Source organism: Phyllobacterium myrsinacearum, from assembly GCF_002980555.1.
GTDB classification, from domain to species: domain Bacteria; phylum Pseudomonadota; class Alphaproteobacteria; order Rhizobiales; family Rhizobiaceae; genus Phyllobacterium; species Phyllobacterium myrsinacearum.
Genome location: NZ_PVBT01000003.1, coordinates 747415 through 761982 on the forward strand (window position 1 = coordinate 747415; position 14568 = coordinate 761982).

Sequence of the window (14568 nt, forward strand, 5' to 3'; positions counted from 1 at the left end):
GCTTCACATTCCTGTCACCTCAAGCTTACAATAATAGGGCCTGATGGTTGGACTAGGAGGTGATTCCTTGACAATAGCCGTCTCGCCGGACGGGTTACCGGCCCTGGTACTCAATGCGGACTATCGTCCGCTCAGTTATTATCCCTTGTCGCTGTGGTCCTGGCAGGACGCGATCAAGGCGGTCTTTCTTGACCGTGTGAATATCGTTGCCGAATACGAGCATGAGGTTTCCTCTCCCTCGTTCGCAATGCGGGTACCGAGCGTCGTTTCCCTCAAAACCTATATCAAGCCATCGCGCACCCCTGCCTTTACGCGATTCAATGTTTTCCTGCGCGACCGGTTCGAATGCCAGTATTGCGGGTCGGAGGATGATCTGACCTTCGATCACGTGGTTCCGCGCTGCGCCGGTGGCGCCACGATCTGGGAAAATGTCGTTGCGGCCTGTTCACCCTGCAATCTGCGCAAGGGCGGGTTGATGCCGGACAAAGCCAAGATGTGGCCGCGGCAGAAGCCCTATGCGCCGACGGTGCATGATCTGCACAACAATGGCAGGCTGTTCCCGCCGAACCATCTGCATGAAAGCTGGATGGATTATCTCTACTGGGATGTCGAACTGGAGCCATAAGACCCCAGTTCCGGATGGTTTGCAAAGGCGGCTTCAGGCCGCCTTTTTTGCACCGCGAAAAGCGATGAGCGCGAGGATCAGGCTGGCAATCGCATTCCAGCCGGCGAAGGACAGGCCAAGAACGCGCAGGGCCGCTGTATCGCATGCGGGCGGATGGATCGCATTCATGTCATTCAAGAGATTGCCGGCATTGGTGGTGATCGACATGCTAACCGCCGTGCAATCGGTCGGTCCCGGCCAGAACTTCCATTCGACACCGGCGTGGAACACCGCAAGGCCCAGCCCGATCAGCATCAGGATGCCGCCGAGCGCCAGAAGTGTGCGTGTAAGCGCAGCGGGCCAGCGAAACGCCGACGCAAGCACGGCCAGTGCCATCAGCGGTATGCCCGCATAATAGGGAAAGCGCTGTTCCAGGCACAATTTGCACGGCAGATAGCCGCCGATATACTGGAAACCAAGCGCCGAGCCCACGGTGACGATCATGGCAAGGAGCAGGAAAACAGCTGTCTTGAGATGCGGCGAAGGGCGGGTCGTCGTCATGATGGGTCTGACATCCTCATTCGGGTTGAATCGTTCAGGAGCTGTAATAGTGCAGTATGGCGTAAAGCAGGATCAGAACGGCGGCGGCCGCCGCGGCGATCAGGCCAAGACGCTTTTCGATGAAATGGCGGATCGGCTCGCCGTAACGGCGCAACAGCCAGGCGAGAAAGAAGAAGCGGGCGCCGCGCGTGATCACGGCGGAAACGATGAACAGCCAGATGTTCACGTTGGCCGCGCCGGACAGGATCGTTACGATCTTCATCGGCGGCAGGTGCGCCAGGCCCGATGTGATCAGCAGCAGGAGGATCATGTCGGCGCTGGTCGATCCGCGCATCTGCTCGAAGGCATCGAGCTTGCCGTAGAATTCGAGCACGGGCTTGGCCAGGGCTTCATAGGCGTAGTGGCCGAGAAACCATCCGGCGATGCCGCCCAGTACCGAAAAGATCGTGGCGACGAGGGCATAGCGATAGGCGCGTTCAGGCCGGGCCAGCGCCATGGGCAGGTAGAGCACGTCAGCGGGAACGACGAAGACCGAACTTTCGACAAAGGCAATGAACGCCAGCCAGACCTCAGCCGATTTGCGCGCGGCCAGTGACATTGTCCAATCATAAAGTCTTCGCAGCATGGGTGATTCCTGTGGGTGTCGGTTCGATAAAGCTGGCGATCCTTACCCCATGACCGGGAAAAACGGAATCGTTTCTGTGGAATTTGTGTGCGGTTGGCAATCTGACATGCTGCGGCCGGGCTTTCCAAGGCTGCAAATCCGGCTGTAGCGGGCGGTGCCGGCCTTCGCAACACACAGAGATGTTATCCCGGCAGAAAGTGCTGGAATGGAGTTGACCGGCGTGGGGACTGCCTGTATTTGGCTTTGACGGCTGTGGTTCGCCCGCGGCCGCTGCACATTGTGCGCCCCCTTGGCGGAATTGGTAGACGCGCCTGACTCAAAATCAGGTTCCGAGAGGAGTGCTGGTTCGATTCCGGCAGGGGGCACCATCCCAAAAATCACCTATTGTTTTTACCGCGCTTTTGAGCTGGGCTTTTGGAAGCCTCGGTTTGCTCCAGCATAAGCCGTGCATCTGCTTTCCTACGAGCAAGGGTTGTTTGCCTGAATTCCATGAGGCTGACGAACGAATTTCGATAGCAGGCCATACGTAGTCATACGCATAGAAAACGTGCGATTTCCGTGGTTATCTTGAGTGGCCGCATCATATTTCTTCATACCCAGGGACATATAGTATCAGCCCGCGCGAGGGTGTTGCAGCAAACATGGGTAAAGGTGGCTGAACACCTTCCGGCTTTACCCGAAAGGTTCAGTTGATTGAAATTCATCGGGCTTGATATGAAATTCAACGTCGTGAAAATAACCTGCGAGGCGGCGAGTATTATTTGCTATATTTTGTTAATATTACTATTTGGCGGAACGTGGCAAACAATAATATTTAAGATAATCATGTTGCCTCTATGCGTTATGTCCGGATTGTATTTACAGTATTTTAAAAGATTGCCACATTATTCCAATATTTATTATATGGTAAAATCGATTTTAAATTCACTTTTAGCTACATGTGCACTTTGTATTTTTATCTGGAATCCGAGTATGTCTATTAGTGATATTCTTATCATAACATCTATGTCACTCGCGATTTGTTTTACATTATCAATGATATTTCAAATTGACATGATGAAAAAGTGATCAGTCCGGCGATGGTTGTTCCAACGATTATCCATCCGTTGAAAGAAGCAGCCGGGACAATCGAAGGGTATTGCATGCAGGAACCACCCGTCGAGAAAAGGGATAACGAGAAACAAAATCGTGTAATCGATGGAATTGGTGGGGGCGTAGGTGCACTGGCGGGCAGCTTAAGCGCATCCTTCATTTTTCATAATCTGATGATTGGCATCGCAGCAGGCGTCCTGGTGGGCTGCTGCGCCGGTGTCGTTCTTAATTGGATATGGCGTAGATAGATAACGACAATGCGCTGGCAGGTGGCGGTTCTCAACGTGTCAACCGAAACAAAAAGACGACTAATAGCTTCTGCAGGGGCAGGCATTGGTTCAGGGGCCGGGAACATCATGGGTCGCGTTGGTTACGGGTATCCCACCATCATGGTGGTCGCCGTCATAACTGCGGCCATTGCCTATTTCCTCCTGTCAGTATTGATCCCTCAAAAATAGCACATATGGCTGCTCCGGTTCTGTAGATTGACCGGAGCAGAGGATAAGTCTCATGGTCAAAATCACTGACATGGCATGTCTGCGTCCCGCCGCTTCATCGACATAAATACAAAGTGAAGCGTCACGGAATTGTTGCACCCGGCGGAATATGGTTAGGTCAGCAGGCGTCGACCGGACGTTGAACTTTGGCTCGGCGTGCCATTTTTGATTGCTTTTTGAATCAAGGGAGAACGCTGATGACACAGACTCCGACAATCATTCTCGTGCATGGATTTTGGGGTGGGGCCGCCCACTGGAGCAAAGTCATTGTAGAACTGAAGCGGCTTGGCCATACATCGCTGAAAGCAGTTGAATTGCCGTTGACGTCCCTGGCTGATGATGCCGAGCGCACCCGCAAGATGATCGCGCAGGAAAGAGGTCCGGTGCTGCTGGTGGGCCATTCCTATGGCGGGGCTGTCATTACGGAAGCCGGCAACCATCCGAATGTGGCAGGTCTGGTCTATATCGCCGCCTTTGCGCCGGATGCCGGCGAGAGCCCCGGCGGGATCACCCAGAAGAATCCGCCGCTCGCTGCCGCCAATCTCGCCCCCGACAGCGATGGCTATCTCTGGGTCAAGCAGGACAAGTTCCATGAAAGTTTCTGCCAGGACCTGACGGCGGATGAGGGGCTGGTGATGGGCGTGACCCAGAAGGCGCCGCTCGCCAGCACGTTCGGCAACGAGATCACCAATCCGGCGTGGAAGGCGAAGCACAGCTGGTACCAGATTTCGAGCGACGACCACATGATTCATCCCGCCAACCAGGAGTGGATGTCCGGCCGTCTCGGTGCAAAGAAGGTGATCACGCTCAAGGCAAGCCATGCATCGCTGGCGTCGAAGCCGGTCGAGGTTGCGGCCTTCATCAACGAAGCTGCCACCTATCAATAGCCGGTATTCTCATGCCCGGGAGCCTTCGCATCCCCGTGGGAATGCGGGGGCTTTTTTGCATTCTATGCATGGCTGTTCTAACCCCTTATAATCCATGCATAGACGAACCACATAAGCCTTGACGTTCCGATCTGGCAGCCTTGCCATGGTGCCTTCATTCCAGGTCGTGTGCAGACGTGATCATGACGGGGTGTTGCAATGCAATCTTTGGTAAATTTGAAAGTGGCCTCGCCCGGTACGGGCGGCGGCGTATGGCCGGCCCAACGCAGCGAACTGCTTGACTGGCTGATGATCGAGACGCGCAACCAGCGTTTCATCGACAATATCCTGGTCGAGATGGGTGAACGGCTTGTGGATGCGGGGGTGCCCGTTGCCCGGGTGTCGCTCCACCTGAGGATACAGCACCCGCAATGGCGCGGCGCCCGCATCCTGTGGAGGCGCGGTGCCGCTGAGGCGGAAATCCGCACATTCGAGTATGGCGCGGAGCAGACTGCCGAATATCTCAACAGTCCGCTCAACGACATTTCCGAAGGGGCCGACGAAGTCCGGCTGCATTTTGACGAGACGAGTGACGCCGGACCGGAATATTCGGTGGTGGGCGAGCTGCGCGCCGAGGGGCTGACGGATTACGTCGCCTGGCCACTGGAACACACCCTTGGCAAGCGGCATGTGGTGACCTTCGCCACGGACCGGCCGGGCGGCTTCAGCGACGGCCATATGGCTGTTCTGGCGGATCTGCTGCCGGCCCTGGCCCTGGTCAGCGAGATCAGGCTCAAGAACCGTTTCGCCCGCACGCTGCTGGAAACCTATGTCGGACCGCATGCGAGCGAGCAGATTCTTGCCGGTGCCACCACCCGCGGCAGCGGCGTGACCGTGGGCGCAGCGATCCTGATCTGCGATCTGCGCGATTTCACCGCCATCTCGGATGCCTGGCCGCGCGACAATGTCATCGAGCTGCTCAACGGCTATTTCGATGCGATGTCCGAACCCATTGAAAAATACGGCGGCGAAATCCTCAAATTCATGGGCGATGGCCTCCTGGCCATCTTCCCGCTGAGCAACCCCAAAGCCTGCAGCGATCTGCTGCATGCCATCGCCGAGGCGCAGGCGGCCATGACCGCGTTGAATGCCAACCATATCAAGGAAGGCCGCAAACCGCTGGGGTATGGCATTGGCGTTCACGTCGGCGATGTCATGTACGGCAATATAGGCTCACGCAAGCGGCTGGACTTTACTGTCATTGGGCCCGCCGTGAACATTGCCTCCCGGCTGGAAAGCCTGACCAAACAGGTCCACCGGCCGGTTCTTTTGTCAAAGGCCTTCGTCGATCTGGCCGGGGTTGAATGCAATATGGAGAATCTCGGCTCCTATACGCTTCGCGGGCTCGATGAGCCCATTGATGTCTTTGCCTTCTCCGGCGATTGCCTTACTGTGGCTGAGATTCCAGCCTGACGTGGTGATTGGACATAACGAGGAGAATTCACATGGCCAATCCCCCGCGCCGGCCGGTAAACCCGATGGCAGCCGCCGAAGCACTGTTCAAGCCGGTTGCCAAAAAAATTGTTCTCCCTGTGCGTGAGACACCGGCCGTGCCCCATGCCAAGGAGCTCGTTTCCATCCGGATCGATCGCGCCGTGCTGGAGCATTTTCAGGCGGACGGCCCCGGATGGCAGGATCGCATCAATGATGTCTTGAGGGCTGCCGTTCAAAAGAAAACCTGAAACCGGCACGCGGTACACGCCATTTGCCAAACCGGATATCAAGGTGTGATGATGAATGATTTTTACATTGGCCAGAAGGTCGTTTGCATTGATGACAAATTCAAGAATGTCAGCATCGATCAGCTGATCCGCAAGGGTCAGATTTACACGGTGCGCTGGGTCGGCATGTACAAGCACTATGTCGATGGTGAGTTTGTCGGCATCAAGGTGGAGGAAATCCACCGCGGCAATGATGATGGCCCGGAGGGCTATGGCGCGGCTGACATGCCCTATCGCGCGACGCGCTTCCGTCCGCTGGTCAAGGACAAGATCGGTTCCCTGCGCAAGCTGCTGGCCCCCAAGCCGGATGCGCCGGTCGAGCCGGAAAAGCCTGCACCGGTGAAAAAGAAGGAAAAGGTGTAAGCCTCGCGCAGGCTTGCATCATTTCCGGCCGGTCAATCCGCGCAAACGTTCGCGGACGATGCGCGCGATGTTCTGGGTGCGCCGGTAAAGATGGATCTGCGAGGCGGCCTGCCGGGCCGCCCGGTCCGATGCCGGGGTGAGGCCGATCACCAGCGTGCCGACGCTTTCGCGCTCCTGAAACAGGCGGGATGCGATGGGATGGTCGGGAACGGCGCAGGAATCCGTGCGTTGGATGTTCGGATCGTCCAGATGGTTCTTCAGCATCTCGATCATCAGGAGAGCGCCCGGCGAATAGGCGGCAAGACTTTCATCATAGGCGGTTTTCCACGTCCATGCCTGTCCGGCCTCGACAAAGACCACCAGAACGGCAATCGTCCGGCCGTCCAGCTCAAGCGTGTGAATGCGGGCGAGATCGCGGCCCGCGAGATTGTTGACGGCTTCGCGGGCAAATGCCGCGCGGAACCGGTCGACCGCCATGGCCGAACCGCGCTGGCCTTTCCAGCCGCTGGCTTCCACGGCGAGGAAATCCTCCAGCCGCGCGCGGATGTCGTCCTCGGTACGGCTGACCGTGTAGGTCAGTTTGCCCTGTTCCGACAGGCGCCGCCACAGCCGCCTGTATTCTTTGGCGTGCCGCGTTCCCAGCGCTTCACGCAGATAGACCTCACCGTCCTGCGTGCTCTCCAGAAATGGCCGTTCCACGGTGCCGATGGTGGTCGTGGGCAGGTTGCGGTCAAGTGCGACCGCCCGGAACAGCTGGGCGACGGGACGGTTCAGCAGAAGATCGGGCAGGACCAGAACGTCCGGAAACTTGAGATGCTTGCGCGCGAGCATATCGAAGAGATCGTTGAGGACGCCGACGGGATCATCGCGGTCGATCAGCGGGGTGCCTTGCGGCCCGAACGGCGTGGCCCAGGCGCGCAGAATCGATGCGGAGAAGGTGAAGCCGGGCCGTTCGACCGTATAGGGCATCAGGAAGCGCAGGCGGCTCTTGACGTCATTCTCGTCGCGCACAACCATGAAGCGCACCTGACGGTCGTCGAGGCGGGGCATGGCCGGTGCAAGGAAACGCGGATTGAAGAAGACGTTCGGTTCGATGGTCCGGTAGGCGAGATATTCCAGCTCTTCGGAAAGATCAAATCCGGCGGAAGCGGAATAGACCGACAGCTTGCGCGGCACGCCGCGGCTTCCCAGGGTTTCCTCGATCTGCTTGGCGGCATCGCGCGATTCAAAGCCTGCGAGCTGCGAAATGATCTGCGAGGACGGGCCGCCAGCCAGTTCTTCGAGTAGCGGTATTGCAGCCATCAGATCTCTTCCTTGGCAGGGCTCCTGCCGGCGAAAACAAACATTGTGATGTTGAGACGATTGTAAACGGTCAACGCCAGAACAAGCGCTTCAAACACCATCGAGGCGGCCGTGGCGCAGGCAGCGCCCGCGAGGCCGTATAGTGGTATCATGAGAATGCTGAGGCAAATATTAACGGCCAAAGTGATGGCGTAAACGATGGCGCAGATTTTCTGTTTGCCGGCCATGTTCAAAAGACTTTCGGCCGGTCCGACCGAAGCGCGCGCCACCACGCCGATCACCATGATGAACAGCAGCGGATAACCGTCGGTGAACTGCGCCCCGAACAGCCATAGCAACGGCTTGCCTAGAACCAGCAGGATGATGGCCATGGTCAGGGACGGCCAGAAAGTCCAGCGCGCCGTGTCCCGGGCGAACTGTTCAAGCCGGGCATGGTCGAAATTCTGCATCAGCTCGGCGTAGCGCTGGGCTGCACCCGCTTTCACCGAGAAGTAGACGAAATGCACCAGGGCGAGCAGCTTGACGGTGGCGTAGTAGGTGGCGACCTTGTCCGGGTCCATGTAACGCCCGACCATCAGCACGTCGGCATTGGTCAAAAGAAAAAAGAAACCCTCGACCAGAAAAATCGGCAGGGAGACTGCAAGCCAGTCGCGGAAATGGATGGCGCGCGGGCCGGGCGGCACGACGCCGCTGAAACGCTTGCGCACGGCAAAGAACTGCAGAACCGATGTCACATAGGTCGCAATAACAGCGGAGCCGAGGGCCGTCATGGCCGTCGGCGCCAGGCCGCTGATATGGGCGATGCTCATGACCACGAGGGTAAGGACAGGACGGATGATATAGGTCGGGGTGAGGGCAACCAGCACCCAGGAGCGCGAGCGCGCCGTTCCGTCAAGCGTATCGCCGAGAGCAATCATGGGCAGGCATATCAGCCCGACAAGGAATGGCGCGACGTAATAGGTCTCGATCAGGTCGCGCGAGGCGTAGATGAGTGCGGCGCCGGCCAGGGCAATGCAGGTGGTCATCCCGACCGCGAATGTCTTGCTGGTGAACAGAATCCCGCGCAAAAGGTCATATTGCCTGCGCTCCAGATATTCCGGCACGAAGCGGATGACGGTGGTCTGGAAGCCAAGGCAGGACAGGTTCCCGAGGATGACGACCGTCACCCAGACGAGAACGAAGATGCCATATTCGAAGGGCCCCATCCAGCGGGCAAAGATCACCTGGGAAATCAGCGCCAGGCCCGCGCTGATCACGCGGACGAGGAAGGCAATCAGCGAAACGCGCTGGGCAACGGCGTGTTCGTTCGAGCCGTCAAGCAACTGATCCAGGCGTGACAACCAGGGACGAAGACGCAGTGACAGCTTTTCCGGTAAAATTCGGTCTGCAGTCGTTACCGCAGAAAATCGCACGCGCAGCTCCACCTGTTGGCATTCCAAGGACATATAGTCCGTAAACGTTTAAAAACGGTTCGGCCAGACGGAGAGTTGCTGCAGGTTGGAAAAAAGCAAAGGGCCGCATCGTTGAACGCGGCCCTTGTCCGGGTGTCAGGCGAAGGAGCCGTGACAATGTTTGTATTTTTTGCCCGATCCGCAGGGGCAGGCCTCGTTGCGGCCGATCTTGCCCCAGGTCTTCGGATTGTTCGGATCGCGTTCCTCCGGGCTCACGACGCGCAGGTCCTCGAGCACGGCCGTATCACCGAAATCATCTTCGCCGGTCAGGCCGTCAAAGTGATGGACTTCCATGGGCGGCAGTTCCGGCGACGGTGCTTCGGCAGCCTCGCGAACGATCTCGACACGCATCAGCTGCGTCGTCACGTTCTGGCGAAGATTGGTCAGCATGGTCTGGAAGAGTTCAAAACCTTCAGTCTTGTACTCGTTGAGCGGATCGCGCTGCGCATAGCCGCGGAAACCGACCACCGAGCGCAGGTGGTCGAGATTGACCAGATGCTCGCGCCACAGCGCATCCATGGTCTGCAGGATGACCGACTTCTCGACATAGGCCATGATTTCAGGGCCGAAACGCTCGGCACGGTCGCCAGCAGCTTTTTCAACGGCTTCAAACAGCCGTTCGCGCAGATCTTCCGGGGCAATATTGTCTTCGTTCGCCCATTCAGTGACCGGCAGGTCGAGGTTGAGGATGGTGCGCACATCCTCGTCCAACTGCTTCACGGTCCACTGTTCGGCATAGGCGCCTTCCGGGGCGTGGCGCTGGATGAGGTCGTCGACCACGTCTTCGCGCATTTCCGCGGTGGTCTGGCTCAGATCCGTCCCGTCCATGAGCTCGAGACGCTGTTCGAAGATCACCTTGCGCTGATCATTCATCACGTCGTCATATTTCAGCAGGTTCTTGCGGATGTCGAAGTTACGGGCTTCGACCTTCTTCTGCGCCTTTTCCAGGGCCTTGTTGATCCAGGGATGGACGATGGCTTCGTCTTCCTTGAGGCCCAGCTTCTGCAGCATGCCGTCCATGCGCTCGGAGCCGAAAATGCGCATGAGATCGTCCTGCAGCGACAGGAAGAATTTTGACCGGCCCGGATCACCCTGACGGCCGGAACGGCCGCGCAGCTGATTGTCGATACGGCGGCTTTCATGGCGCTCGGTGGCCAGAACGTAGAGACCGCCGGCGGCAAGCGCCTTTTCCTTCAGGCGGGCGATGTCGTCGCGGATGGCCGCTTCCTTGGACTTGCGTTCTTCGCCTTCGGGCATGTCGGCAAGCTCATGCTTGACACGCATCTCGAAATTGCCGCCGAGCTGAATGTCCGTACCGCGGCCAGCCATGTTGGTGGCAATGGTGATGGCGCCGGGGACACCGGCCTGGGCGACGATATAGGCTTCCTGCTCGTGGTAGCGGGCGTTGAGGACCTGGAAGTCCTTGAAGCCTTCCTTGCGCAGGCGCTCGGCCAGCTGCTCCGATTTCTCGATCGACGTGGTGCCGACAAGAACCGGCTGGCCCTTGGCGCGCGCTTCGTGGATGTCGCGAACGATCGCCTTGTATTTTTCCTCGACCGTCCGGTAGACCTCATCATCCTCGTCAATACGCTTGACCGGATTGTTGGTCGGGATTTCCGTGACCTCGAGGCCGTAGATATTGCCGAATTCCTCGGCTTCCGTCGATGCCGTGCCGGTCATGCCGGCCAGCTTCTTGTACATGCGGAAATAGTTCTGGAAGGTGATCGAGGCCAGCGTCTGGTTTTCCGGCTGGATCGTCACATGTTCCTTGGCTTCCAGCGCCTGGTGCAGGCCTTCCGAGAAGCGGCGGCCCGGCATCATGCGGCCGGTGAATTCATCGATAATGACGATTTCGTCATTGCGGACGATATAGTCCTTGTCACGCTGGAACAGCTTGTGGGCGCGCAGGGCATTGTTGACGTGGTGAACCACGGCAACGTTCTCGATGTCGTAGAGACCTTCGCCCTTCAGATGGCCGGCAGCCTTCAGAAGGTTTTCCAGCTTTTCCGTGCCTTCTTCGGTGAAGATCGCGGTTTTCTGCTTCTCGTCGATTTCATAGTCGGCCGGCTCAAGCGGCAGAATGAACGTGTCGATGAGATTGTAGAAATCCGAACGGTCATCAAGCGGGCCGGAAATGATCAGCGGTGTGCGGGCTTCGTCGACCAGGATCGAGTCCACTTCGTCGACGATCGCGTAGTTATGACCGCGCTGCACCATCTGCGCGCGTTCATATTTCATGTTGTCGCGCAGATAATCGAAGCCGAGTTCGTTGTTGGTCGCATAGGTGATGTCGGCGGCGTAGGCGACGCTGCGCTCTTCGTCATCGAGGCCATGCACAATGATGCCGTAGCTGAGGCCGAGGAAGTTGTAGAGCTGGCCCATCCACTGGGCGTCGCGGCTGGCGAGATAGTCGTTGACCGTGACGACATGAACGCCCTTGCCCTCAAGCGCATTGAGGTAGACCGGCAGAGTTGCAACCAGCGTCTTGCCTTCGCCGGTGCGCATTTCCGAGATGCCGCCACCGTGCAGGACCATGCCGCCGATGAGCTGCACGTCAAAGGGGCGCATGCCCAGAACGCGCTTGGCCGCTTCACGCACAACCGCAAAGGCCGGCACGAGCAGATCGTCAAGCTTGGTTCCGCTGGCAAGGCTTGCACGGAATTCAACCGTCTTTGCCTTCAATTCTTCGTCAGTGAGTGACGACATTTCAGCTTCGAGCGCATTGATCTGTTCAACGCGCGGCTTGAAGCCTTTGACACGACGCTCATTGGAAGAGCCGAAAATCTTGCGGGCGAGGCCGCCGAAACTGACCATCCCTGGTCCTCTCTTGTTCGTTTCGCTAGGAAAACCTAGCTTTTAGGGTCCGAAGCCCGGCATGGAGAATGCCTGATACAATACGGACACTGAGTCAAATGTATAAGCCTATCTGTTGCCAAGCTATCTGGACGCAAAGCCGATGGACAGATAAGAGGGGGCTCGAATGATGTCAATGTTGAAGCAGCACGCAGTTGATCGCTTCGTCAAGGCAAAATTCCGCCGTAATCATAGCCCGTACCGGTCCTCCTAAGGAGAAATTGACCTATGAACCAATTGCGTAAAACCCTTTCATTCATGACTGCTGCTGTGTTTTTGACCGGTATTTCCTCCGTGGCCATGGCCCAGGACACCGGCAAAGCCGGGGCTGCAAAGCCGGACGCCGCCAAGGCGGATGCGGTCAAGGCCGATCCGGACAAGGTGCTTGCCACGATCAACGGCGCCAAGATCACCTCCAAGGATGTTGACCAGATTTCCGCCGATCTCGATCCGCAGTTTGCCCGTCTTCCGGACGAACAGCGTCGTTTGGCCGCTCTGGCCGCCATCATCGACATCAAGGCCCTGGCCGCCAAGGCGGAAGCCGAGAAGCTGGATGCCACGCCGGAATTCAAGGCACGCATGCAGTTCCTGAAGGACCGCGCCCTGCACAATGATTTCTTCAAGCAGCAGGTTGTCGACAAGATCACCGATGCCGATGTGCGCGCCCGCTATGACAAGGAAATGGCAGCAATGCCGCCGCAGAACGAAGTTCGCGCCCGTCATATCCTGGTCAAGACCAAGGAAGAAGCCGAAGCGATCATCAAGCAGCTCGACGGCGGCGCTTCCTTCGAAGACGTTGCCAAGGCAAAGTCGACCGACGGATCGGCAGCACAGGGCGGCGACCTCGGCTATTTCTCCGCCGGACAGATGGTCCCGGAATTCGAAAAGGCGGCCATGGCGCTGGATGTCGGCAAATACACCAAGGAACCGGTCCAGACACAGTTCGGCTTCCACGTCATCAAGCTCGAAGACAAGCGCGTGCAGCAGCCGCCGGCATTCGATCAGGTCAAGGATCAGGTGAAGTCGATCCTCATCCGTGAGCGTTATGTCGAACTGGTCAAGAAGGAACGCGCCGATCTGAAGATCCAGTACACCGATCCGGAAACCGAAAAGGCCATGAAGGCCGCGACGGACGCCCAGGAACAGTAATATCCCAGTGGTCCGATTCTGACATTTGCATCCCGTCGATACAGGCGTTCAGGCAAATGTCAGAATCAAAGGACCACTAGCCCGGGATTTCGGTCCCGGGCCTGTTTCTTCCTTTTGGAATATGCCCGCACTGAACCTTGTCAAACACCTTTTCGAGGTACCCGATGTCCACGTCTGTCTCTCCCCTGGCTCCCAAACATGTCCCGGCCATGCCCGAAATCCGCGGCGTCAGGATCGCAACCGCTGAAGCCGGGATCAAATATAAGGGCCGAACAGACGTTCTCCTGATCGTATTCGACAAACCGGTGGCGGTAGCCGGTGTGTTCACCCGGTCCAAATGCCCGTCGGCGGCGGTGGATTTCTGCCGTGACAGCCTGAGTGGCGGCAAGGCCCGCGCGGTTGTCGTCAACTCCGGCAATGCCAACGCCTTCACCGGCAAGAAGGGCCGCGAATCGACCAAGGCGACGGCCGCCGCTGCCGCCAAGGCAATCGGCTGCAAGCCCGGCGAAGTGTTTCTCGCCTCCACCGGTGTCATCGGCGAACCGCTGGATGCCGGCAAGTTCAGCCACCTGCTCGGCGATATGGCCAAGAGCGCCACATCCGAGCGCTGGCAGGACGCGGCCAGCGCCATCATGACAACCGATACATTCCCTAAGGTTGCAACCGAAACCGTCCTGCTTGGCGGTGTGCCCGTGACCATCAACGGGATCGCCAAGGGTGCGGGCATGATCGCCCCCGACATGGCGACAATGCTGTCCTTCGTGGCCACCGATGCGCCGATCGCCTCCGATATCCTGCAGAAACTCCTGTCCAAATCGGTCGGCAAGAGCTTCAATTCCGTGACGGTCGACAGCGACACCTCCACATCCGATACATTGCTGCTGTTCGCAACGGGTACTGCTGCCGAACGTGGGGCGGAACCGGTGACGAAGGAAAAGGACAAACGCCTGAAAGCCTTTGCCAAGGCGCTCGACCGCGTCTTGAAAAACCTCGCCCTGCAGGTCGTGCGCGACGGCGAGGGCGCGCGCAAGATGCTCGAGATCACCGTGACGGGCGCGACATCGTCGCGGTCGGCCAAGCGTATTGCCCTGTCGATTGCCAATTCGCCGCTGGTCAAGACAGCGGCGGCGGGCGAGGACGCTAATTGGGGCCGCATCGTCATGGCGGTCGGCAAGGCCGGCGAGCCGGCGGATCGCGACCGTCTCGCCATCTGGTTCGGTGACATCCGCGTTGCCCGCCATGGTGAGCGCGACCCGGATTATTCGGAAGCAGCGACCTCGGCCTACATGAAGAACGAAGACATCGCCGTGAAGGTCGATATCGGGCTTGGCAAGGGCAAGGCGACGGTCTGGACCTGCGACCTCACCAAGGAATATGTGACGATCAACGGCGATTACCGCAGCTGATGGACCTGGATCGGAGCA

General features: G+C 58.2%; 13 protein-coding genes and 1 tRNA gene. 9 read left to right on the forward strand and 5 right to left on the reverse strand.

What is annotated here, in order from left to right; genetic code table 11:
• Positions 1-67: 67 nt before the first annotated feature.
• Positions 68-625: an HNH endonuclease gene (locus tag C5750_RS14415; RefSeq protein WP_105734549.1), complete on the forward strand. Its 558-nt coding sequence runs from the start codon at positions 68-70 to the stop codon at positions 623-625.
• 33 nt (positions 626-658) lie between these two features.
• On the opposite strand, the gene C5750_RS14420 is transcribed toward C5750_RS14415, so the two are convergent.
• Positions 659-1165, reverse strand: coding sequence for a disulfide bond formation protein B (locus C5750_RS14420; protein ID WP_105734550.1), 507 nt, complete (start codon positions 1163-1165; stop codon positions 659-661).
• 34 nt (positions 1166-1199) lie between these two features.
• Positions 1200-1790 (reverse strand): YqaA family protein, encoded by a 591-nt coding sequence (locus C5750_RS14425; protein ID WP_105734551.1) that lies wholly within the window; start codon positions 1788-1790, stop codon positions 1200-1202.
• Between the two features lie 283 nt (positions 1791-2073).
• Here C5750_RS14425 and C5750_RS14430 point away from each other — a divergent pair.
• The 6 genes from C5750_RS14430 (at position 2074) to C5750_RS14455 (ending at position 6389) form a co-directional block, all read left to right on the forward strand.
• Positions 2074-2158: transfer RNA gene (locus C5750_RS14430), tRNA-Leu, on the forward strand.
• A 696-nt stretch (positions 2159-2854) separates the two neighbouring features.
• Positions 2855-3130 (forward strand): hypothetical protein, encoded by a 276-nt coding sequence (locus C5750_RS14435; protein WP_130502085.1) that lies wholly within the window; start codon positions 2855-2857, stop codon positions 3128-3130.
• Between the two features lie 446 nt (positions 3131-3576).
• The gene (locus C5750_RS14440) at positions 3577-4266 is read left to right on the forward strand and encodes an alpha/beta hydrolase (protein WP_105734553.1); all 690 of its coding nucleotides are present in this window, start codon (positions 3577-3579) and stop codon (positions 4264-4266) included.
• Between the two features lie 198 nt (positions 4267-4464).
• A complete protein-coding gene (locus C5750_RS14445; RefSeq protein WP_105734554.1) occupies positions 4465-5718 on the forward strand; it encodes an adenylate/guanylate cyclase domain-containing protein in 1254 nt (417 codons plus the stop codon).
• A gap of 32 nt (positions 5719-5750) precedes the next feature.
• The gene (locus tag C5750_RS14450) at positions 5751-5987 is read left to right on the forward strand and encodes a BrnA antitoxin family protein (protein ID WP_105734555.1); all 237 of its coding nucleotides are present in this window, start codon (positions 5751-5753) and stop codon (positions 5985-5987) included.
• Positions 5988-6035: 48 nt separating this feature from the next.
• Complete coding sequence (locus C5750_RS14455; protein WP_105734556.1) at positions 6036-6389, forward strand: CAP-Gly domain protein; 354 nt, start codon at positions 6036-6038, stop codon at positions 6387-6389.
• 18 nt (positions 6390-6407) lie between these two features.
• Here the strand turns inward: C5750_RS14455 and bspF are convergent, their stop codons facing one another.
• From bspF to secA, 3 genes are all read right to left on the reverse strand, one after another.
• Positions 6408-7691 (reverse strand): type IV secretion system effector crotonyl transferase BspF, encoded by a 1284-nt coding sequence (bspF, locus tag C5750_RS14460; protein ID WP_105734557.1) that lies wholly within the window; start codon positions 7689-7691, stop codon positions 6408-6410.
• A complete protein-coding gene (locus C5750_RS14465) occupies positions 7691-9103 on the reverse strand; it encodes a lipopolysaccharide biosynthesis protein (protein ID WP_105734651.1) in 1413 nt (470 codons plus the stop codon). The genes bspF and C5750_RS14465 overlap by 1 nt, the downstream gene beginning before the upstream one ends.
• Positions 9104-9238: 135 nt before the next feature.
• Entirely contained in the window at positions 9239-11956 is a 2718-nt protein-coding gene (gene secA / locus C5750_RS14470; protein ID WP_105734558.1) for a preprotein translocase subunit SecA, read from the reverse strand.
• 267 nt (positions 11957-12223) lie between these two features.
• On the opposite strand from secA, the gene C5750_RS14475 reads away from it, so the two are divergent.
• A complete protein-coding gene (locus C5750_RS14475; protein ID WP_105734559.1) occupies positions 12224-13144 on the forward strand; it encodes a peptidylprolyl isomerase in 921 nt (306 codons plus the stop codon).
• A 164-nt stretch (positions 13145-13308) separates the two neighbouring features.
• Positions 13309-14550 (forward strand): bifunctional glutamate N-acetyltransferase/amino-acid acetyltransferase ArgJ, encoded by a 1242-nt coding sequence (argJ, locus tag C5750_RS14480; RefSeq protein ID WP_105734560.1) that lies wholly within the window; start codon positions 13309-13311, stop codon positions 14548-14550.
• The last annotated feature ends 18 nt before the right edge of the window (positions 14551-14568 follow it).